19 protein-coding genes and 1 tRNA gene are annotated in these 21,488 nt (G+C 32.4%); 5 read left to right on the top strand and 15 right to left on the bottom strand.

Annotation, left to right across the window (positions count from 1 at the left end; all coding sequences use genetic code 11):
• The first annotated feature begins 154 nt into the window (after nt 1–154).
• The 5 genes from AAEO58_RS00370 to AAEO58_RS00390 all read left to right on the top strand — a co-directional run bounded on the left by AAEO58_RS00370 (nt 155) and on the right by AAEO58_RS00390 (nt 4,432).
• Complete coding sequence (locus tag AAEO58_RS00370; protein WP_341681018.1) at nt 155–1,033, top strand: Abi family protein; 879 nt, start codon at nt 155–157, stop codon at nt 1,031–1,033.
• A 367-nt stretch (nt 1,034–1,400) separates the two neighbouring features.
• Nucleotides 1,401–1,967: a hypothetical protein gene (locus AAEO58_RS00375; protein WP_341681019.1), complete on the top strand. Its 567-nt coding sequence runs from the start codon at nt 1,401–1,403 to the stop codon at nt 1,965–1,967.
• A 58-nt stretch (nt 1,968–2,025) separates the two neighbouring features.
• Nucleotides 2,026–2,292, top strand: coding sequence for a helix-turn-helix domain-containing protein (locus AAEO58_RS00380; RefSeq protein WP_166125779.1), 267 nt, complete (start codon nt 2,026–2,028; stop codon nt 2,290–2,292).
• 4 nt (nt 2,293–2,296) lie between these two features.
• Nucleotides 2,297–3,328 carry an AAA family ATPase gene (locus AAEO58_RS00385; RefSeq protein WP_166125777.1) on the top strand — a complete coding sequence of 344 codons (1,032 nt, stop codon included), beginning with the start codon at nt 2,297–2,299 and terminating at the stop codon, nt 3,326–3,328.
• A gap of 39 nt (nt 3,329–3,367) precedes the next feature.
• A complete protein-coding gene (locus AAEO58_RS00390) occupies nt 3,368–4,432 on the top strand; it encodes a DUF6371 domain-containing protein (protein WP_341681020.1) in 1,065 nt (354 codons plus the stop codon).
• A gap of 370 nt (nt 4,433–4,802) precedes the next feature.
• Here the strand turns inward: AAEO58_RS00390 and AAEO58_RS00395 are convergent.
• The 15 genes from AAEO58_RS00395 to mraZ form a co-directional block, all read right to left on the bottom strand.
• A tRNA-Arg gene (locus AAEO58_RS00395) sits at nt 4,803–4,876 on the bottom strand.
• Nucleotides 4,877–4,954: 78 nt separating this feature from the next.
• Nucleotides 4,955–5,404, bottom strand: coding sequence for a GatB/YqeY domain-containing protein (locus AAEO58_RS00400; protein WP_341681021.1), 450 nt, complete (start codon nt 5,402–5,404; stop codon nt 4,955–4,957).
• Nucleotides 5,405–5,539: 135 nt separating this feature from the next.
• Nucleotides 5,540–7,513 carry a cell division protein FtsZ gene (gene ftsZ, locus AAEO58_RS00405; RefSeq protein WP_341681022.1) on the bottom strand — a complete coding sequence of 658 codons (1,974 nt, stop codon included), beginning with the start codon at nt 7,511–7,513 and terminating at the stop codon, nt 5,540–5,542.
• 11 nt (nt 7,514–7,524) lie between these two features.
• Nucleotides 7,525–8,904, bottom strand: coding sequence for a cell division protein FtsA (gene ftsA / locus AAEO58_RS00410; protein WP_341681023.1), 1,380 nt, complete (start codon nt 8,902–8,904; stop codon nt 7,525–7,527).
• An 8-nt stretch (nt 8,905–8,912) separates the two neighbouring features.
• Entirely contained in the window at nt 8,913–9,635 is a 723-nt protein-coding gene (locus AAEO58_RS00415) for a cell division protein FtsQ/DivIB (protein WP_264368171.1), read from the bottom strand.
• Nucleotides 9,622–10,968 carry a UDP-N-acetylmuramate--L-alanine ligase gene (gene murC / locus AAEO58_RS00420; RefSeq protein WP_341681024.1) on the bottom strand — a complete coding sequence of 449 codons (1,347 nt, stop codon included), beginning with the start codon at nt 10,966–10,968 and terminating at the stop codon, nt 9,622–9,624. The genes AAEO58_RS00415 and murC overlap by 14 nt, the downstream gene beginning before the upstream one ends.
• Before the next feature lie 98 nt (nt 10,969–11,066).
• Nucleotides 11,067–12,155: an undecaprenyldiphospho-muramoylpentapeptide beta-N-acetylglucosaminyltransferase gene (gene murG, locus AAEO58_RS00425; RefSeq protein ID WP_341681026.1), complete on the bottom strand. Its 1,089-nt coding sequence runs from the start codon at nt 12,153–12,155 to the stop codon at nt 11,067–11,069.
• The gene (locus tag AAEO58_RS00430) at nt 12,156–13,508 is read right to left on the bottom strand and encodes an FtsW/RodA/SpoVE family cell cycle protein (RefSeq protein ID WP_341681027.1); all 1,353 of its coding nucleotides are present in this window, start codon (nt 13,506–13,508) and stop codon (nt 12,156–12,158) included.
• A 12-nt stretch (nt 13,509–13,520) separates the two neighbouring features.
• Nucleotides 13,521–14,855, bottom strand: coding sequence for a UDP-N-acetylmuramoyl-L-alanine--D-glutamate ligase (gene murD, locus AAEO58_RS00435; RefSeq protein ID WP_341681029.1), 1,335 nt, complete (start codon nt 14,853–14,855; stop codon nt 13,521–13,523).
• 1 nt (nt 14,856) lies between these two features.
• Nucleotides 14,857–16,077 carry a phospho-N-acetylmuramoyl-pentapeptide-transferase gene (gene mraY / locus AAEO58_RS00440; RefSeq protein WP_133608181.1) on the bottom strand — a complete coding sequence of 407 codons (1,221 nt, stop codon included), beginning with the start codon at nt 16,075–16,077 and terminating at the stop codon, nt 14,857–14,859.
• 36 nt (nt 16,078–16,113) lie between these two features.
• Nucleotides 16,114–17,577, bottom strand: a complete 1,464-nt coding sequence (locus AAEO58_RS00445; RefSeq protein ID WP_341681031.1) for a UDP-N-acetylmuramoyl-L-alanyl-D-glutamate--2,6-diaminopimelate ligase — start codon at nt 17,575–17,577, stop codon at nt 16,114–16,116.
• Complete coding sequence (locus AAEO58_RS00450; protein ID WP_341681032.1) at nt 17,574–19,556, bottom strand: penicillin-binding protein; 1,983 nt, start codon at nt 19,554–19,556, stop codon at nt 17,574–17,576. Before AAEO58_RS00450 ends, AAEO58_RS00445 begins: the two co-directional genes overlap by 4 nt.
• Nucleotides 19,547–19,903: an FtsL-like putative cell division protein gene (locus tag AAEO58_RS00455; RefSeq protein ID WP_133608187.1), complete on the bottom strand. Its 357-nt coding sequence runs from the start codon at nt 19,901–19,903 to the stop codon at nt 19,547–19,549. The genes AAEO58_RS00450 and AAEO58_RS00455 overlap by 10 nt, the downstream gene beginning before the upstream one ends.
• Nucleotides 19,904–19,907: 4 nt before the next feature.
• Nucleotides 19,908–20,816: a 16S rRNA (cytosine(1402)-N(4))-methyltransferase RsmH gene (gene rsmH / locus AAEO58_RS00460; protein ID WP_199757208.1), complete on the bottom strand. Its 909-nt coding sequence runs from the start codon at nt 20,814–20,816 to the stop codon at nt 19,908–19,910.
• Nucleotides 20,791–21,261, bottom strand: coding sequence for a division/cell wall cluster transcriptional repressor MraZ (gene mraZ, locus AAEO58_RS00465; RefSeq protein ID WP_341681034.1), 471 nt, complete (start codon nt 21,259–21,261; stop codon nt 20,791–20,793). Before mraZ ends, rsmH begins: the two co-directional genes overlap by 26 nt.
• Nucleotides 21,262–21,488: the final 227 nt, after the last annotated feature.

Genomic DNA, 21,488 nt, shown 5'->3' on the forward strand with positions numbered 1-21,488 from the left:
TATTATTGATATTTGATTTTGTAGTGTTTAAGTTATTGTAATTGATGAGAATAGTTAAAAAAATTATTGTTAAAAACTGTATTTGTTTGTGAATAAGTTTGACTTTCATTTGATATAATAAAACACAACCTTTGTAAGATAGAAATTAAGAAGTATGGGAAATATAGCCACAAGTTTTGGAGAACAAATAAAAAGACTTGAAGAAAGAGGTATGAATTTAGATTATGACCAAGAAAAAGTAAAAGAAATTTTATTAGACATTGGTTACTACAGATTAGGTTTTTATTGGAATCCTTTTGAAAAAAACAGAAAGCATGAATTTAAAGATGGTACTAAATTTTCTGATGCTGTTTCATTATATTATCTTGATGTAGATTTAAGAAACTTGTTATTAAAATGCCTTAATAGGATAGAAATAAACTTTAGAACAAAAGTAGTCTATTATGTTTCAAACGTTAATAAAAATTCCCCAACTTGGTTTATTGACCCAAAAGTTATTAGTTCAGATTTTATTAATTCAATAGAATTGCATTACAATGATGATTTTAAGAAAAATAATAAAACTATAAAACTGCATCATAAAAAATATATCAATGATAAATATGCACCAGCTTGGAAAACTTTAGAGTTTTTTACTTTTGGTGCAATATTAAAGGTTTTTAAAGAATTAAATGATACTGCAATAAAAGAAAGGATTTCTAATTTGTATGGTATTCAAAATCTGCAAAAATTTATTAATCTAATGGAAACAATTGTTTATGTTAGAAATGTTTGCGCTCATGGTGGTGTTTTGTATGATTTAAAATTACCTAAAAGTATTTCTGCTATTCCAGACATTAATTTTAATAGTCAAAACAGATGTTCTTTAGATGATTCGATGAAAGTAATTCTATACATTTTAGGCAAAATATCAGACAACAGGAAACTTGATATTGAAAAAGAAATAGATAAAATATTTTCAGAATATTCTGATAATGAAGTGATTAACAACATAATAGCGACAGAAATAGGTTATAGAAAAATTAACTCTTAATATTTGTATTATTCAAAATGTATATATACATTTGCACTATACAAAGTGCCTTATTATTCATAGCATTAATGGTGCACTCTAAAAAAATAATTTAAACCCAGACTTGCTCTGGGTTTTTTATTTTATAAAAACTCAATCTAAATAATGTTGCTTTTGCATTATATTTAAAAAAAATATTGTGTTTACTTCTCAAAGAACTTCTTTCTACATTTAAAATATGTCAAAAAATAATTTAATTTGAATGAATCCAATTGTAAAATAAATTTATAATATAATCGCTGGAACAAGAATATTTTTTTCTATTTTGGTGATTTATAAAGTAATTTTGAAATAAACTAAAATAAAATAAACAGAATATATCCATAATATGAACGAATCAATTTGCTTTACCGTTGAAGAATATAAAAGTACTTTTCAATATTTACTGAATGAATTTATTTTAGCGACCGCAAAAACAGAATTAGACTTTTTTGAATATCAATTAGAAATTTATAATAATGCTCATGTTGTAAGCCATCAAGATTTTGAAGGAGCACTTTACGGAGGAATTATTGTGAATATGGATAAATTTCAAGAAGTTATTGCTTTTATTCGGGTGAAAATTGCACAATGCAAATATGGAAAAACAGAAGTTGATGAAGTAGAAATTGATTTAAGTGAAACTAATGGTAGAGAAAAAATAATTTATTTGCAAAAAATGGGAATAATTGATTTTTTAAGAACAAAAACACCATTTAATACAAACACACATAGTTTAGCATCTTTTTTATCTGGTATTACTGGAATAAAAACATCATCTATTTATCCAATGATTAATCCTATTGTCAATAATTCTGTTTCGCAAACGAACAACCCAATGAACTCATTAAAGGCTGTTGAAAAAGTAGAAAAAGAATTAATCCGAATTGGAATAAATTTAAAAGAAACGATTTAGGTTAAACCCAAAATAAACCTAAAGTTCATTTGCTCTTATTAATTAAAAAATAAGAAAAATGAATCAAATTTTATTAAACGGCATCACAATTGAACAATTAGCCGAAGCACTTAAACCATTGTTGCAACCTCAAGCAACAAAAGAATCACAACAACCCGAAAACGATTTAATGACCCGAAAAGAAGTTTGTACTCTTTTGAGTATAAATTTCACGACTTTATGGAAACATACTCGTAGTGGTAAACTATTAAGTAGTGGAATAGGAAACAGGGTGTATTATAGCAGAAAACAAGTTTTAGAAGCGGTTAAGTCAATTAATTCATAGCAATATGGATAAAGATAAACAGGCAATTGGTTTAACCGATTTTAGCAATGTAATTGACAAAGCAATGCAATGCGAAGTTAAGACAACAGAAAACGGTTTATTTTTGATAAAAACAGCTAATGAGTGGATGGAGGAAGCAAAGAACCGACCAATACCGAAGATGCTTTTTAGTCAACTATGGTATGAGGGTGAAATATGTATTTTGTTTGCTGATACCAATTTAGGGAAATCAATTTTAGCAGTTCAAATTGGCAACAGCATAAGTAAGTCAGAACATATAATTGGGTTCAAAATTGAAACTCAAAAACAGTCTGTTCTTTACTTTGATTTTGAATTGTCGGATAAGCAATTTCAAAATAGATATTCAAAAGATTATACCGAAAATTACAACTTTGACAATAATTTTTTAAGAATAGAAATCAATACCGATGCTGATTTACCAATTAATCAAAATTTTGATGACTTTCTTATCTTGTCAATCGAGCAAAGTCTTTTAAAATCTAATTCAAAGGTTTTGATTATTGACAATCTCACCTACTTAAAAACCGATAATGAAAAAGCAAAAGAAGCTTTACCATTAATGAAAAAACTTAAAGAATTAAAAAGCAAGTACTCACTTTCAATTTTGATTTTAGCACACACGCCAAAAAGAGATTTATCAAAGCCAATTACAAGAAATGATTTGTCAGGAAGCAAAATGCTTATGAATTTTTGTGATAGTTCCTTTGCTATTGGAGAAAGTAACCAAGACAAGCAAATAAGATATATCAAACAAATTAAACAACGTAATTGTGAGCAAGTATTTGATACAGATAATGTTTGTATTTGTCATATAAATAAAGAATATAATTTTTTACAATTTGAGTTTATTGGTTATGGTAATGAACGTGAACACCTAAAACAATATACTGATAAAGACCGTGAAACAAACATTGAAAAAGTAAAGGAATTAAACATACAAGGAAAAAGCCAAAGGCAAATTGCTACTCAATTGGGTGTGTCAGTTGGGACTGTAAATAAATATTTAAAGTTGTAAAGTGTTCATTCTGTTCACGGTGTTCACAGTGTGAACAGTATGAACACCGTGAACAGTAAAAATTTAAATGCGATGAAACAATACAAATACAATTTAGATAAAAGCAGTAAAAAGTTTGTTTGTCCAAAATGCAACAAACGAACCCTTGTAAAATATAAAGAAACGGAAACAGGAAACTATTTGAATGAAGATTTTGGACGTTGCGACCGTGAAACAAATTGTGGTTTTCATAACACACCAACAGGCGAGTTTAATAATCCTTTTGAAGTGGTTAATATTCCGAAACCAAAACCAAGTTTTCATAATTTCGATTTAGTAAGTCAAAGTGGTAGGAATTACAAAGAAAATAATTTTATCCAGTTCTTAAAAACCATTTTTACAGAAACTGAAGTAAAAGAAGCAATACTAAAATATTTGATAGGAACATCAAAGCGTTGGAATGGTGCTACAATATTTTGGCAAATTGATAATTTGCAAAAGGTTCACGCTGGTAAAATTTTACAATATGTTTCAAAAACTGGCAAACGACACAAAAACGAAGACGGCAAAAGCTTAATAGATTGGGTACATAGTATTTTAAAACGAACCAAAACAATCAATGATTTTAATCTTAATCAATGTTTATTCGGTTTGCACCTAATAAATGAAAGTAATGCCAAAACCATTGCACTTGTTGAGGGAGAAAAAACAGCAATTATGATGAGTATATTTAAACCTCAATATATTTGGTTAGCCACAGGAAGTAAACAAGGTTTTAAATATGAAAATCTGAAACCAATTAAGCAATATAAAATTATTGCATTTCCTGATAAAAGCGAGTATGCAGATTGGTTTAAAAAAGCCACAGAACTCAATATCTTAGGTTTTGATATAATTGTTAATGATTGGCTCGAAAATACGAATTTTGAAGCAGGAACAGATTTTGCAGATGTATTACTTATTGAAAAAAAAGAAGCTGAAAAAAATAAAAAACATGAAATTATTTATACCGACACCGAAAATATTATTAACGAATTTGAAACACACACACCCGAAATTTGGAATCTAATTGAAACGTTTGGTTTAGTAGATTGCAACTGGAACGAAATAAGAAAAGTAATTTAACATAAATAAATTATTTCAATTGCTTTGCAAAAATAGAAAATTGTTGTTGCAAAGCTTATATTTTATGATATTACAACCCAGTTATTAAAGGCAATGACTGTAACAAAGTTTTAATTATAATTTTGCAATGCTTGTTTAATAGTTTTTGCAATGTATTAAAAACAAAAAATTTTATTCTGTTGCCTTTATATAAAAAGCAAAATCCTATCAAATAACTGATAGGATTTTTTTTGCTTAATTTATTCAGCAATCTAATATTAAACATCATTTTAGTTAAAACATTTTTAATGTAGAAAACTATATTTTTATATATCGGTTGACTAAATGTTGACTAAAAATAACGTTAAGCCTTATAAATATGCTTTGAAAGTGACCTCGGCAGGGTTCGAACCTGCAACCCTCAGAGCCGAAATCTGATATTCTATCCAGTTGAACTACGAAGCCTTTTTTAAGAGAATAGAGCAAAGAAGAAAGAATAAAGACCTCAATCTTTGCTCTTTTATCTTTGTTCTTTCTTCTTATTTAAACTAATAATTTCTTTACAATTCCAGAAATTACTTTTCCTTCTGCTTGTCCTCCTATTTGAGCTGAAGCTAATCCCATAACTTTTCCCATAGAAGCAATACCTGTAGCACCTGTTTCAGCTATGATTTTAGCGATTACCGCCTCTACTTCTTCTTCTGATAACTGAGCTGGTAAAAACTTCTCAATTACGGCGATTTGTGCCAATTCTGGTTCTGCTAAATCAGGACGGTTTTGTGTCGTGAAAATTTCTGCACTGTCCTTACGCATTTTTACTAAACGCTGTAACATTTTGATTTCTTGATCTTCTGATAAACCATCTCCTGCACCAGCTTCTGTTTTAGCTAAAATAATTGCCGATTTAATAGCTCTTAATGCTTCTAAAGCTACACTATCTTTTGCCTTCATGGCTTCTTTCATGTGATCCATGATTTTTGCTTCTAAACTCATATTGTATTTTTTATTTATTGTAGTTGATTTATGTCCAAACTCTAGAAAAAGGTTTTACAAACATGGTGCAAAGGTAATAAAAAAACCCGAAAATTGCTCTTCGGGTTTCTTAGTGTAGGTTAGTTTGTTGTAGATTTAATCCACATTATCGTGTAGGAATGAATTGTTTGAACGCAATTGAATATCGTCGTTACTATCAGTTCCTAAAGACATTCTAGATTGATTGCTAGCAGTGTTTGGTGTAGATGTTACATCAAACCCCATTCTTTTATAGGCAGGAATTCTTTCAAACTCATCAATTTGCGAAGCACTATTGTTGAATTTATGATTGAATTCTTTCATTTTTCTTTTACGTTCGTCGGCTCTAAGTTTTAATGTATCTTCGATTGACATTTCTAAAGGCGACGTATTGTCTAATTGATGTGCATCTTCAAATTTTTGAACATTCGTTTTCATAGTGAAGTTTAACTCTTCATCAATTGGTTCAGCTACAATTTCGACTGGCTTGGAAGCTACTAATTCGTTTTCTTTTTCTAAATAATCCTCTAACGAATATTTGATAATTCCGTTTTGATTAACTTCTGTAACCGGAACAACGTTTATTGGATCTTTTACTTCCATAGCACGTGTTTCAGGCGTTAATTCGAAAACAATTGTATTCTCTTTAACTTCTTCTTTTGCAGCGAATAAATCCAAAGAAAAACTCACTTCTTCAGTTGCTACAACAAATTCTGGATCTTTTACTTCGATTTCTCTGATTTGAGGTGTAATGATTTCGAAAGTTGGCGCTAAATTAGGGCTAACCACCTCAAAAGTTACATCAATATTCTTTAAAAACTCAGTTGTAGGAACTAAATCAATTGCTGCTACTGGTGTATGAATTTCGAAAACTGGCTCTTCAACTTCTTCTTCTAAAGTAAAAACAACTTTTTGTTCTACCACTTCATCACAAATAGGATTGATGATATCAGCTTTAATTTCTGTTTCAATTGGTGATTCAAAAATTGGCTCATTAACCGGAAGACTTGCAATAGTTTTATTCAACAATTCGTGAACAATTTTTTGTTCGTCTTCTAAAGAATGAATAATTTTCTTAGGTTCCGTATTAACGATTTCAGCTTGTTGCTCGATGTTAAAACCTGTAGCAATTACCGTTACCGAAATTGCTTCACCTAAAGCTTCTTCTTCACCAACACCCATGATGATGTTTGCGTTGTAACCTGCTTCAGACTGAATGAAATCATTGATTTCTCCGATTTCATCGATTGTGATTTCGTTAGCTTCATCAGTTCCAGAAACAATTAACAACAATACGTTTTTAGCACCTGTAATCTTATTATCGTTTAATAATGGAGAATCTAATGCGCTTGAAATTGCTTGTTTTGCTCTATCTGAACCTGCTGCAGTTGCAGAACCCATGATTGCTGTTCCGCTGTTTGACAACACGGTTTTAGCATCTTTAAGGTCAATATTTTGAGTATAGTGATGCGTAATAACTTCAGCAATTCCTCTTGACGCAGTAGCTAACACTTCGTCAGCCTTTGAGAAACCTGCTTTGAAACCTAAGTTTCCGTATACTTCACGTAATTTATTATTATTGATAACAACTAAAGAATCTACTTGTTTACGTAAACGTTCTACTCCAGCTAACGCTTGCTCAGAGCGAACTTTTCCTTCAAATTGAAAAGGAATCGTAACAATACCAACTGTTAAAATGTCTCGCTCTTTTGCTAATTGCGCAATTACAGGAGCTGCACCAGTTCCAGTTCCTCCACCCATTCCTGCAGTGATGAAAACCATTTTGGTGTTGCTATCCAACATTTTCTCAATTTCGGCGATACTTTCTATTGCAGATTGTTGACCTACTTCAGGGTTTGCACCCGCACCTAATCCTTCGGTAAGGTTAACACCTAACTGAATTTTATTTGGTACTGGACTATTTTGCAATGCCTGAGAATCAGTATTACAAACTATAAAATCAACACCTTTAATGCCTTGCTTAAACATGTGGTTTATGGCATTACTACCTCCACCTCCAACGCCAATTACTTTAATTACGTTAGATTGGTTTTTAGGTAAATCGAATGAAATGTTTCCAAATTCTGACATAGTATCTCCTTTTATTCTGCGTTATCTAAAAATTCTTTAATCTTATCTATATACTTATCAAAAAACGAACGTTTGATTCTATCATCCGTTGTTTCTGTTTTGATAGGTTGAGTAGCTTTTGGCTCCTCTTTTTCTTCCTCAATAATTGGTTCTTCAACCACAACTTGAGGACGAGCCACCACTACTGGCTCTTCTTTTTTCATTTCTACTAATGGAGTAGCACTTTTTGTATTGTTTCTAATACTGTTCATTACTAAACCAACTGCTGTAGCATACAATGGACTTGACAATTCTTCGTCTGAATCTCCTGCTAAATGCTCGTTTGGATAACCAATTCTTGTATCCATTCCAGTGATGTATTCTACCAGTTGTTTGATGTGTTGCAATTGTGCTCCACCACCTGTTAATACAATACCTGCAATAAGTTTTTTCTTAGGATCTTCATGTCCGTACAATTTAATTTCAGCATATACTTGTTCAATGATTTCCACAACTCTAGCGTGAATGATTTTTGACAAGTTTTTTAATGAAATTTCTTTTGGCTCTCTACCTCTTAATCCAGGAATAGAAACAATTTCATTGTCTTTATTTTCTCCTGGCCAAGCTGAACCAAAACGAGTTTTCAATAACTCTGCTTGTTTTTCGATGATTGAACATCCTTCTTTAATATCTTCCGTAATCACGTTTCCTCCAAAAGGAATAACAGCTGTATGACGAATGATTCCATCTTTAAAAATGGCTAAATCGGTTGTTCCACCACCTATATCTATCAAAGCAACTCCTGCTTCTTTTTCTTCTTGACTTAATACTGCATCAGCCGAAGCTAATGGTTCAAGTGTTAATCCAGATAATTCTAATCCGGCACTTTTGATGCATCTTCCTAAATTACGAATCGAAGCTGCTTGACCTACTACTACGTGGAAGCTAGATTCTAATCTTCCACCGTACATTCCGATAGGTTCTTTAATTTCGGCTTGACCGTCGATTTTAAATTCTTGTGGTAACACGTGAATAATTTCTTCACCTGGCAACATCGCTAATTTATGAACCTGACCAATCAATGCATCGATATCGGCATCTCCAATTACTTCTTCTGCATTTGGACGACTGATGTAATCGCTATGTTGAATACTTCTAATGTGTTGCCCAGCAATTCCTACCACAACATCATTAATTTTATAACCTGAATCATTCTCCGCATCAGCAACTGCTTGCTGAATTGACTGTATGGTTTGTGTAATATTATTTACAACACCTCTATGAACACCTAAGCTTTTAGATTTTCCTACTCCAAGAATCTCTAGCTTTCCGTATTCATTCTTCTTCCCTATCATTGCTACAATTTTAGTTGTACCAATGTCTAATCCTACTGCAATGTTGTCTTTGTTCATAACTCTAACTATTTCTTACAAACCACTTGTTGTGTAAACATAACGTTTACCTCTTTATAACTTTTAATCAATGTATCTTTTATAGCATGATGAAAAAACGCTTTATAATTCTTTAGCTTCTTTTCAACATTTATTGGTTTCCCAAATGCTATTTTATAATCATAACTTCTGTTGGTTAACACCACATTTCCTGAAGCCATAACCTGTGCGCCAGTAATATTTTTACTTAGGAAATCATCTTTTTTGATTTCGTTAAATAAGAACAAAAACGGCTTGCAATTTTCTTCACTTATTTCGCCAGTAACTAACGGAACTCGTGCTGAAAAATTCTCCGACAACGACATTCTATATCCTTTTGAATCAAGATAATAGCTTTCATTATCAGTAATAACTCTTACGATTGGGGTCTTTTGAGTAATACGCGTATTTAGAAATCCGTCTACTGTTGAAAAAACTTGTGCTTTTTCAATCATCTCGTGATCATCGAGAACAGTTTCTAAAGTATTCAAATCTAATTTATCTTTTTGAATTGATGATGTACCTCCCAAATTTTGTATTAACAAGTTATTAACCATTTCATGTGTTAAAAACATATTTTCATTCGACTCGAATTTGATGTCTATCTTACTGATTTTGCGCTCACTATTCCTCTTTACAGAAAAAGAGTAAAGGAAAATCATTGTAAAAATGATTAACACCAAGCGAATAGTATGCCAATTAATTCTTTTCATGAAGCGCTTTTTTTAGATCTTTTACAAGCTCACCAATGTCGCCAGCACCAATAGTTATGAACACATCAGCATCTGAATTTTCAAAAGCTGTGAACAACTCGTCTTTGCTTACTAATTTCTTATTTGGATTGTTAATTTTATTCAACAACCAAGTCGAATTCACACCTTCCATTGGCAACTCGCGAGCCGGATAAATTTCCAATAATAAAATCTCATCAAATTTGCTTAAACTTTCTGCAAAACCATCTACAAAATCTTTCGTTCTACTGAACAAATGTGGTTGAAAAGCTGCAATGATTTTTTTACCTGGATATAATTCTCGAACCGCTTGATGCACCGCGTTAATTTCGGTTGGATGATGTGCATAATCATCAATATAAACTAATTTTTCTTCTCTAATTTGGAATGAAAAACGTCTTCTTACTCCTTTAAAACTTGCTAATGCTGCAATGATTTTTTCATTTGAAACACCATAAGATTTTGCCATGGCAAAAGCTAATAATGCGTTAGTCAAATTATGATGACCTGGTAATCCAAATTTCACATTTTGAACTACTTCAGTTGGTGTTTTTACATCAAATACATAAAACCCATTTTCAATTCGGATATTTTGAGCCGAAAAATCAGCATCATTGTTAACTCCAATCGTATTTCCTTCTAGTGGCAATCCTTTGATTACGTATAAATTTTCACTTGAAGTTTTAGCTGCGAATTCTCTGAACGATTCCTCAATACTTGCTGCATCGCCATAAATATCCAAATGGTCCGCATCCATTGAAGTAACGCAAGAAACATTAGGATGTAAATGCAAAAATGAACGATCAAATTCATCCGCTTCGACCACCGTAACTGTTTTTCCTGAACCGATTAAATTAGAATTATAATTTTCAACAATTCCGCCTAAAAAAGCAGTAACATCAACACCACTTTCATATAAAACGTGACCTAAAATACTTGATGTTGTAGTTTTTCCGTGTGTTCCAGCAACTGCGAAACAATAGGTGTCTTTTGTTATGATTCCTAAAACTTCAGCACGTTTCTTAATATTGTATTCTCTTTCAATGAAATAATTCCATTCGGAATGCGAAACTGGAACCGCTGGCGTTACGATTACTAATGTATTTTCTACATAGAAATCGGTTGGAATTAAACCGATATTATCTTCAAAATGAATTTCTAAACCGATTGCCTGCAATTCATCTGTTAACTGCGTTGGTGTTTTGTCATAACCCACTACTTTTTTTCCAATGTATTGAAAATAGCGAGCAAGAGCACTCATTCCGATGCCTCCGATTCCGATGAAATAAACGTTATGTATTTGATTTAGATTCATTTTTCAAATTCAATTTCAAGTTCAAAATTCAATTTCAAACTTTTATTACTTACTTTTTTATTGAGCTTGTTCTTGTAATTGAACTTGCCCTTGAAATATTATTTTATTAGCTTTATTATCTCTTCAACAATATCTTTTGTTGCGTTTGGCTTAGCTAATTTTTTTATGTTTTGACTTAATTCTGATTTCTTACTTTCGTTTGAAATTAAATCAGAAAAAATCGTTTCAAATTGCGTTTCTAATTCAGATTCTTTGATTAAAATGGCTCCGTTTTTATCTGAAATTGCTTTAGCATTTTTAGTTTGATGATCTTCGGCAACGTTTGGTGACGGAATAAAAATCGTTGGTTTTCCCACAATACACAATTCAGAAACAGATGATGCTCCTGAACGAGAAATTACTACATCTGCAGCAGCGTAAACCAAATCCATTCTATCAATAAACGCTACTACTTGAACGTTGTCTTTCTCATTATATTTTGAGTAATCGTTTAAATATAATTTTCCGCATTGCCAAATGATTTGAATGTTCTGACTCAATAGAAAATCCAATTCTTTCTCAATCAATTGGTTGATTCTTCTAGCACCTAAACTCCCGCCTAAAACCAAAAGTGTTTTTTTATTCGCATCTAAATTAAAATAAGCTATAGCTTCGCTTTTACTCGCTTCATTAATCAAATCTTGACGAACTGGATTTCCAGTTAATATCATTTTATCTTTTGGAAAAAATCGTTCTAAATTTTCGTAAGCCACACAAATTTTATTTGCTCTTTTTGCTAATAATTTATTAGTAATTCCTGGATATGAATTTTGCTCTTGAATTACCGTTGGAATATTCAACATTGACGCTGCTTTCAGCACTGCACCACTTGCAAAACCACCTGTTCCAATAACCACATCAGGCTTAAAACTTTTGATGATTTTGAATGAATTCCACATACTCGAAGCCAACTTTAAAGGAAACATTGCGTTATCCAAAGTCAGTTTGCGTTGAATTCCTGAAATCCATAATCCTTTGATTGCGTAACCTGCTTGAGGTACTTTTTGCATTTCCATTTTATCTCTGGCACCTACAAAAAGAAACTCCGCTTCTGGAAAACGATTTTTTAATTCGTTTGCAATCGCAACGGCTGGATAAATATGTCCACCTGTACCGCCACCGCTAATTATGAATCTTGGATTTTTCATCTATCTTTTATTTAAAACTGCGTTCATCGGATTTTGTCCGTTTACTAACACATCTCCGTTTTCATCTTCAATTAAAGATTCTCTAATCGAACTTTTAATATCGTTTATTTTCTGCTGATTTTCATCTGCTTCTTTATCTTCATTTAACGCTACTTGTGCATCAATAATTTGTTGTAACGCTTCATCACGTTTGCGTTTTTCTTCTAAATCCAATGCTACTTCTTCTTCTTTCTTTGTCACACTTAAAATAATTCCAATCGCAATACACGTCATCCAAATAGAAGTTCCTCCACTACTAATCAACGGCAAAGGCTGACCTGTCACCGGAAGTAATTCCACTGCAACTCCCATATTGATAAACGCCTGAAATATAATTGGAAATCCGAGTCCGATGATTAATAGTTTTCCGAATAAAGTCGTTGCTTTTTGAGCATCAATTATAAATCGGATAAACAATAGTAAATACAAAAAGATGATTCCGACAGCACCTACTAAACCGTACTCTTCCACAATTATGGCAAAAATAAAATCGGAAGAAGATTGAGGTAAAAAGTTTTTCTGGACACTTTTTCCTGGACCTAATCCTTTTATCCCACCGGATGCGATGGCTATTTTTGCTTTTTCAATTTGGTATTCGTCTTCGTTTGGTTTGTCATCAAAGAAACTATCAATACGACTCATCCAAGTATCAACACGGTTTGGCATCGCATCAGGAAAAGCTTTTGCCACCAAAATGAACATGGTCAAACTCACAATTCCTGCACCCATGATAATTCCGAGATATCGCATTGGATACTGCCCAATGAAAACCAACATACATACCATTGAAAAAATCAAAGCAGTTGTTGAAAAGTTCGCTGGAAGCACTAACGCTAAAACGGCAAAAACTGGCGCCCACAATTCTAATAAGGAATCTTTAAACGAATATTCTTTATCACTTACTTTAGCTAAATAGCGTGCTACATATATCATTAACACGATAAACGCTAATGTAGACGTTTGAAAACCAATACCTATAAAAGGAATTTGTATCCAACGACTGGCATTTGCACCATCAATGACTGTTCCTTTGAATAAGGTGTAAACTAATAATAATATTACTAACGGAATTCCGAAAATAGAAAGTGCTTTAAAGTAATGATAAGGCGTTTTGTGAATAAAAAATATGATTCCAAAACCCAACATTACATGTATAAAATGTTTGAACAAATACCCTATCGTAGTCCCTTTTCCAATAACGTAAACTAGGTTTGTACTAGCGCTATACACTGGCAAAAACGAGATTAGGGACAATAGAAAAACTATAGCCCAAATGGTTTTATCTCCTCTTATTTTACCAATGATATCAAACATTTCTTTATGTTATTATAAATTATAAATTGCTTGTTTGAATTGTTTTCCTCTGTCTTCGTAATTTTCAAATAAATCAAAACTTGCACAAGCTGGTGATAACAAAACGCTATCTCCTTTTTCTGCTAAACGTTGTGCTAATTGAACTGCTTCAGACATTGAAGTAGTTTCCACCATAACATCCACCACATTATTGAAAGCATTGATGATTTTTGTATTGTCAACACCTAAACAAACGATTGCTTTTACTTTTTCACGAACTAATGGCATCAATTCATCGTAATCATTTCCCTTATCAACACCACCTACAATCCAAACCGTTGGTGTACTCATGCTATCCAAAGCATAAAAAACCGAATTTACATTCGTAGCCTTAGAATCGTTGATGTATTGCACACCTTGAATTTTCAATACTTTTTCTAAGCGATGCTCTACACCTTGAAAATTAGTCAAACTTTCTCTGATGGTCTGTTTTCTAATATTCAACAATTGTGCTACAGCAGTTGCTGCCATTGCATTCTTGATGTTGTGTTTTCCTTCTAGTGCTAGTTCGTTGATTGGCATAGTAAATATTTCGTTTTTAATAGTGCTGTTAATGTTGTTATTTTCTATAAATCCTCCATCTTTTTCAGGTTTTCCTGTTAATGAAAAAGGAACTTTATTTGCTTTAATTGTATTCTTGTTTAGCCAATTTTGAATCGCATCGTCTTCATTGTCATAAATCAAATAATCGGCTTCTGTTTGATTTTTTGTAATTCTAAATTTTGAATTGATATATAAACTGTAATCGTAATTATATCTATCTAAGTGATCTGGACTGATATTGGTTAAAATTGCGATATGTGGTTTGTAATTGATGATGCCGTCTAACTGAAAACTGCTCAATTCCAATACATAAATATCGTGCTTGTTTTCGGCTACTTGCCAAGCGAAGCTTTTTCCAATATTTCCTGCTAATCCTACATTTAATCCACCTTGTTTTAACAAATGATACGTCAAAAGTGTTGTGGTTGTTTTTCCATTACTTCCTGTAATTCCAACTGTTGTAGCGTCAGTAAACTGAATGGCAAACTCGATTTCAGAAATAACCGAAATTCCTTTTTCAATTAGCTTTTTTACGATTGGTGCTTTTTCAGGAATTCCTGGACTTTTCATTACTACATCGGCATTCAGAATCAATTCTTCTGTATGCTTTTCATCTTCCCAAGCGATTCCATTAATGGTAAGAACTTCTTTGTAATTTTCTTTTATTTTTCCAAAATCCGACACAAAAACGTCGTATCCTTTTTTCTTTCCTAAGATGGCGGTTCCTACTCCACTTTCGCCTCCGCCTAAAACTACCAGTCGCATCTTATCTTAATTTTAAAGAAACAAGTGAGAAAATCGCCAATAGAATTCCGACAATCCAAAAGCGTGTTACAATTCTACTTTCGTGATATCCTTTTTTCTGATAATGATGGTGCAATGGTGACATTAGGAAAATTCTTCTTCCTTCACCAAATTTCTTTTTAGTGTATTTAAAATAACTCACCTGAATAATTACTGATAAATTTTCGGCTAAGAAAATTCCACAAACTACAGGTATCATTAATTCTTTACGAATAGCAATTGCAATTACAGCGATAATACCACCAATAGTTAAACTTCCGGTATCACCCATGAATACTGAAGCTGGGTAAGCGTTGTACCAAAGAAATCCAACCAAAGCTCCAACGAATGCTGCGATGTAAACCGTCATTTCACCCGAGTTTGGAATATACATGATGTTCAAATAATCAGAGAAAATGATATTACCTGATACGAAAGTGAACAAACCGAGTGTCAGTACCGAAATTGCGGAAGTTCCTGCGGCTAAACCGTCAATACCATCCGTAAGATTGGCGCCGTTTGAAACTGCTGTGATGATTAAAATTACCATTGGAATAAAAATCAACCAAGCGTAATCTTTGTAATCATCGCCCATGAACGATAACACTTCTGCGTAATCAAATTCGTTATTTTTTAAAAATGGAATAGTGGTTGCTGTCGATTTTTCTTCTAAATCGGCTGGTTTGATGTTGTTCTCGATTTTTACTCTTGAAGTTAAAGTATCTTTTCTAACGGTTACATCTGGACTAAAATATAAAACTGTCCCTACAATTAGGCCTAAACCAACTTGCCCAATTACTTTAAAAATTCCTTTTAAACCTTGTTTATCTTTCTTGAAAATTTTAATGTAATCATCAATAAAACCAATGACTCCCATCCAAATTGTAGTTACAATCAATAAAATGATGTAAATGTTATTCAACTTAGCCAATAACAAAACTGGAATTAAAGTCGCCAAAATGATGATGATTCCACCCATTGTTGGCGTTCCTGCTTTTGCAGTTTGCCCTTCTAAACCAAGTTCACGAACCGTTTCACCCACTTGTTGGTTTCTCAAATAGTTGATGATTTTTTTTCCGTAAATCGTAGCAATTAACAACGACAAAATAAAAGCTAATGCCGAGCGAAAAGTAATATATTGAAAAACTCCTGCTCCAGGAACATCAAAGGCTTTGTCTAAGTATTGAAAGATGTAGTATAACATATTGTTTGCTTAGTTTTAAAGGTTAATTGTTGGCTTTTATTTGTTTAATTGTTGTAATAATTCAGTAACTATTTGTAAATCGTCAAAATCGTGACGGACTCCATTAATTTCTTGATAGGTTTCATGACCTTTCCCAGCGATAAGAATAATATCGTTAGGATTTGCCAATTGACAAGCGGTTTTGATGGCTTGCTTTCTATCTAAAATAGAAACTGTTTTTTTGAAATTTTGAGGTTCTACTCCTTTTTCCATTTCTTCGATAATCGTTTCTGGATTTTCGGTTCTTGGATTATCTGATGTAAAAATGGCTTTATCACTCATGGTTGAAGCAATGTTAGCCATAATTGGTCTTTTGGTTTTATCTCTATCGCCACCACAACCTACAACTGTAATCAATTGTTCGTTTTTTGTACGAATATCTTCAATCGTTTTTAATACATTTTCCAATGCATCTGGTGTGTGAGCATAATCTACAATAGCCGTAATTTTTGAATCGGAAACAATAAATTGAAAACGCCCTGAAACACTTTCTAATTCTGAAAGTAAACGCAAGGCTTCTACTTTTTCGATTCCTAATTCGACTGCTACACCGTAAATGGCTAATAAATTATAAGCATTAAAAGAACCAATTAATTTTACCCAAACTTCGTTATCATTGATTTTTAGCAATAATCCAGATAATTGGTTTTCTAAGATTTGTGCTTTGTAATCGGCATACGATTTTAAAGCATAAGTTAATTTCTTAGCTTTTGTATTTTGAAGCATTACCAATCCGTTTTTGTCATCGATATTGGTAATTGCGAAAGCTGATTTAGGTAAATTATCAAAAAATGATTTTTTTACATCGCGATATTCAGCAAACGTATTGTGGTAATCTAAATGATCATGTGATAAATTGGTGAAAACTCCACCTTCAAAACGCAACGCTTCCGTTCTTTTTTGATGAACGCCGTGCGAAGAAACTTCCATAAAGCAAAATTCGCAACCTTCTTGAATCATTTGATCTAAATAAAAATTTAGCGCCAATGAATCTGGAGTTGTGTGCGTAGCTTTGAATTCTTGTTCGTCAACCATGATTTTAACAGTTGATAATAATCCTACTTTATAACCAGCTTTTTTGAATAATTGGTATAATAAAGAAGCAATAGTTGTTTTACCATTAGTTCCTGTAACACCAACTAATCTTATATTTTCAGAAGGATTTTCGTAGTAATTAGCTGCTAAAAAAGCCAAAGCTTCGTTAGAATCTTTTACTTTAATATAAGTAACACCGTTTACAATTACACTTGGAAATTCTTCACAAATTACCGCAACAGCACCTAGACTTAATGCTTTTTCAATATAGTCATGACCATCAGAAAGTGTTCCTCTGATAGCTACGAAAACATCGTTCAATTCAATTTTTCTTGAATCGAATTCAATTTTTGAAATAGTAATATCGGTAGCTCCATGAACTGCTTCAATTCCTACTTTATATAATATGTCTTTTAATTGCTTCACGATAATTCGATTATGATAGTTTGGTTTTTGTTAAAAGCTTGTCCTGATGTTAGTGACTGTTTTTTCACTCTTCCCACACCAATTACTTTTACTTTTAACCCTAAATTTTCTAACAAGGCTACAGCATCCATTCCTTCCATTCCTTTTACATTTGGAACAACTCGCTCTTCCTTTTCTGCTTTCTTATAATATTCTGCGTAGCTTTTCTCTTGTGAAACTACTTTAGCATCGATATTTTTCACATGATTTGTTGATGGAGAATCAGTAAATATTTTTTGTGCGATTCTTTTGAAAACTGGCCCAGCAACATCGGCTCCGTAATATCCAGCGGCAACATTTGGTTTATGAACCACGATGATACAAGAATATTTAGGTTCATCCGCAGGGAAATAACCTACAAAAGATGAAGCATAATATAATTTCGATTTGTCTTTATAATTTACTTGAGCAGTTCCTGTTTTTCCTGCCATTGAAAAATCTTTCGAATACAACTTAGAACCTGTTCCTCTTTTTACTACATTTTCTAAAACGGCTTGTACTTTATCTAATGTTTCTTGTGAACAGATTTTCGGATTGATAACTTCGGTATTGTATTTTTTTATGGTTTTATTCCATTCTTTTATTTCGCTAACGAAAATTGGTTTTACCATTACTCCATCATTTGCAACTGCATTATATAATGTCAAAGTTTGCAATGGAGTTACTGATAATCCGTAACCAAACGCCATCCAAGGTAATGCTACTCCCGACCAACGATTTGTTCCTGGTTGTGGAATAACTGGCTTTCCTTCACCTTTTATTGGTAAACCTAGAGGCTTATTCAATCCGTAGCTGTTGATTCTATCTACAAATTGCTTTGGATTATTTTTATAACTGTCATAAACCGATTGTACTAAAACTGTATTCGATGACAACTCAAATCCTCTTGCTAGAGAAATTTTACCATAACCACCAGGTTTTGAATCTCTTACTTTACGACCGTAATATTCGATTATACCGCCTTTTGAATCATAAATTTTACTTGTATCTGCTTTTTTATCATCTAAAACCGCAATTAAATCTACTAGTTTAAAAGTAGAACCTGGTTCGTGAGATTCAGTGATAGCGTAATTTTGTGTTTCATAATATGAACCATCATTTGCTCTTCCTAAATTTGAAATCGCTTTTATGTGACCCGTTTTGGTTTCCATAACCACTACACATCCGTGATCAGCACTGTAATACTCTAATTGTTTTAATAAAGCATGGTGCGCTATATCTTGAATGTAAACATCAATCGTAGAAATAATATCGTAACCATCTTGAGGATCTTTCTCGTTGATATCGCTAATTGGTTTCCATTGATTTTTAGCAATTTTTTGCATCATACGATGCCCGTTCTTTCCGTTTAAGTAATCGCGAAAAGCATATTCTAAACCTTTTCCATCTTCGTTTGAACGTTCGTAACCAATGGTTCTTTTTGCTACTAATCCAATTGGATGTTCTCTCACAATTTTTTGCTCAATAATCAATCCGCCTTTGTTCGCACCTTTATTGAACATTGGGAAAGTTTTCAAACGCATTTGTTCAGTATAACTCAACTTTTTTGCAATGAAAACGTAACGACTTTTATTAGCTCTTGCTTTTTGTAGTTTCGCTTGATAATGCCCGGATGATTTTCCAAACATAACCGATAGTGAATCAGAAAGTCCTTGAACATTCTCTTTAAACAATTCTGGTGTAGGTGCCACCGCATCAAAATAAATAGTGTATTCTGGAATTGATGTTGCTAACAAACTTCCATCAGCCGAGTAAACATTTCCTTTGTTGGCTGGAATTGGAAAATTCTTAACCGTTCTTTCTTTTCCTAATTTTCGGTAATAATTACCTTCAACCCATTGAATATTGTTCAGTTTAATCAAAATAAATACAGCCATTATGAAAAACATAACAGCTACAAAATACATGCGATACGATATTTTCTTATCTTCTATTGCCATATTTTTAATTTATCCCAAAAACTTTTTTTACTTTCTTTATCTTCAACAACAACTTTTACAGGAGGCACTTCTGAAGGCAGAATTTGACGTGTTTCCATTTTCTTAGCTACCGTAGATTCCATTTTTAATTTCATCAATTCAGAACGACGATCTACAAACTCTGAACGCAATTCTTTAACTTGATTATTTAATTCGGTGATTCGGTAATTTTTTGCATCGTATTGATGATTATTTGCAATAGCAAACATTCCAAGAACCACAAGAAAAACAATGAACTTCCAGTTCTTAAGAGCGTCATCACTAATAAGAAACTTGGCTTTTAATAAACTGTAAATTCCGTCTTTCATTCTGTTATATTTTTTCCGCTACTCTTAATTTTGCGCTTCTTGCTCTATTGTTGATTGCAATTTCTTCTTCTGATGGTACGATTAGTTTTTCGATGGTTTTAAAAGGAACTTCAAAATTCCCGAAGAAATCACGTTCTGGCTCACCTTCAAACATGCCGTTTTTCACAAAACGCTTTACCAATCTATCTTCTAATGAGTGATATGAGATAACACTCAATCTTCCGCCTGGTTTTAGAATTTCTAATGATTGCTCTAAGAATTCTTTTAGCACATCCATTTCCTGATTGACTTCAATACGAATGGCTTGGTATATTTGGGCTAAAATTTTATTGCTTTTATGTCCTGGCAAAAACTTAGCCAGCACTTTTTTTAATTCGTCAGAATTCCTAATTTCTTTATCTTTTCGAGCTGTTACGATTACATTTGCCATAGCTCTTGCGTTTTTTAATTCGCCATAATCAAACAAAACTCTTGCAATATCTTGCTCATCGTATTCGTTAACCACATGATAAGCACTGATATCGCCTTTTTGATTCATTCGCATATCCAATTCCGCATCAAAACGAGTTGAAAAACCACGTTCAGCAACGTCAAATTGATGTGATGAAACACCTAAATCGGCTAAAATACCATCCACTTGCTTAATTCCGTGAAAACGTAAAAATCGCTTTATGAATCTGAAATTTTCATTGATTAAAGTAAATCGCTCGTCATCAATAGCATTTTTCAAAGCATCTAAATCTTGGTCAAAAGCGAATAATTTTCCGTTTTCTCCTAAACGACTCATAATTTCTCTCGAATGTCCGCCACCACCAAAAGTAACATCCACATACACTCCATCAGGATGAATATTCAATCCATCAACTGTTTCTTTTAACAATACTGGATTATGATATTCCATCTTCGTCGTCATTTAAATTACCCATTACTTCTTCTGCTAAATCTGCGAAATCATCAGTAGCGTTTTCAATCGCATTTTCGTATTTATCTTTATCCCAAATTTCGATGATATTGATAGCCGAATTCAACACAATATCTTTATCAATTTGAGCAAAAATCACTAAATCTTTCGGAATTAAAAGTCGCCCTGTTGCATCAATCTCTATCATTTTAACTCCTGCTGTAAATCTTCTAATAAAATCGTCATTCTTTTTATTGAAACGATTTAGTTTATTGATTTTCAACATCATTTTATTCCATTCACTCATTGGAAACAACTCCAAACAAGGCTGAAAAACCGAACGTTTCAACACGAAACCTTCCTCTAAAGAACCCAATTGTTTCTTTAGCGACGTAGGTAGCATCAGCCTTCCTTTGGCATCTACTTTACATTCGTATGTTCCGATTAATGTTTTCAACTTTTTATTTCGATTAGAATAAGGACAAATTTAGAAAAATTTTACCACTTTTTACCACAAACTACCACTTTGTTAATAAGTTTTTAGATTTCAAAAGTTGCTTTACCACTTTTAACAAAAGAATATTTGCAAAATCAAGAATTAAGAAGAATTCATGTAGAAAAATGAAAATTCAATATTTCATCCTTTTTCAGTAAAAAACCATTAAAATTGTTGATAACTAACAT

Source organism: Flavobacterium helocola, assembly GCF_038289885.1.
In the GTDB taxonomy this organism is placed as follows: Bacteria; Bacteroidota; Bacteroidia; order Flavobacteriales; family Flavobacteriaceae; genus Flavobacterium; species Flavobacterium cheniae.

What these genes read in the sequence shown, in the direction of transcription:
- AAEO58_RS00370 (WP_341681018.1), top strand. Translation starts at nt 155, where the DNA reads ATGGGAAATATAGCCACAAGTTTTGGAGAACAAATAAAAAGACTTGAA.
- AAEO58_RS00375 (WP_341681019.1), top strand. Translation starts at nt 1,401, where the DNA reads ATGAACGAATCAATTTGCTTTACCGTTGAAGAATATAAAAGTACTTTT.
- AAEO58_RS00380 (WP_166125779.1), top strand. Translation starts at nt 2,026, where the DNA reads ATGAATCAAATTTTATTAAACGGCATCACAATTGAACAATTAGCCGAA.
- AAEO58_RS00385 (WP_166125777.1), top strand. Translation starts at nt 2,297, where the DNA reads ATGGATAAAGATAAACAGGCAATTGGTTTAACCGATTTTAGCAATGTA.
- AAEO58_RS00390 (WP_341681020.1), top strand. Translation starts at nt 3,368, where the DNA reads ATGAACACCGTGAACAGTAAAAATTTAAATGCGATGAAACAATACAAA.
- AAEO58_RS00400 (WP_341681021.1), bottom strand. Translation starts at nt 5,404, where the DNA reads ATGAGTTTAGAAGCAAAAATCATGGATCACATGAAAGAAGCCATGAAG.
- ftsZ (WP_341681022.1), bottom strand. Translation starts at nt 7,513, where the DNA reads ATGTCAGAATTTGGAAACATTTCATTCGATTTACCTAAAAACCAATCT.
- ftsA (WP_341681023.1), bottom strand. Translation starts at nt 8,904, where the DNA reads ATGAACAAAGACAACATTGCAGTAGGATTAGACATTGGTACAACTAAA.
- AAEO58_RS00415 (WP_264368171.1), bottom strand. Translation starts at nt 9,635, where the DNA reads ATGAAAAGAATTAATTGGCATACTATTCGCTTGGTGTTAATCATTTTT.
- murC (WP_341681024.1), bottom strand. Translation starts at nt 10,968, where the DNA reads ATGAATCTAAATCAAATACATAACGTTTATTTCATCGGAATCGGAGGC.
- murG (WP_341681026.1), bottom strand. Translation starts at nt 12,155, where the DNA reads ATGAAAAATCCAAGATTCATAATTAGCGGTGGCGGTACAGGTGGACAT.
- AAEO58_RS00430 (WP_341681027.1), bottom strand. Translation starts at nt 13,508, where the DNA reads ATGTTTGATATCATTGGTAAAATAAGAGGAGATAAAACCATTTGGGCT.
- murD (WP_341681029.1), bottom strand. Translation starts at nt 14,855, where the DNA reads ATGCGACTGGTAGTTTTAGGCGGAGGCGAAAGTGGAGTAGGAACCGCC.
- mraY (WP_133608181.1), bottom strand. Translation starts at nt 16,077, where the DNA reads ATGTTATACTACATCTTTCAATACTTAGACAAAGCCTTTGATGTTCCT.
- AAEO58_RS00450 (WP_341681032.1), bottom strand. Translation starts at nt 19,556, where the DNA reads ATGGCAATAGAAGATAAGAAAATATCGTATCGCATGTATTTTGTAGCT.
- AAEO58_RS00455 (WP_133608187.1), bottom strand. Translation starts at nt 19,903, where the DNA reads ATGAAAGACGGAATTTACAGTTTATTAAAAGCCAAGTTTCTTATTAGT.
- rsmH (WP_199757208.1), bottom strand. Translation starts at nt 20,816, where the DNA reads ATGACGACGAAGATGGAATATCATAATCCAGTATTGTTAAAAGAAACA.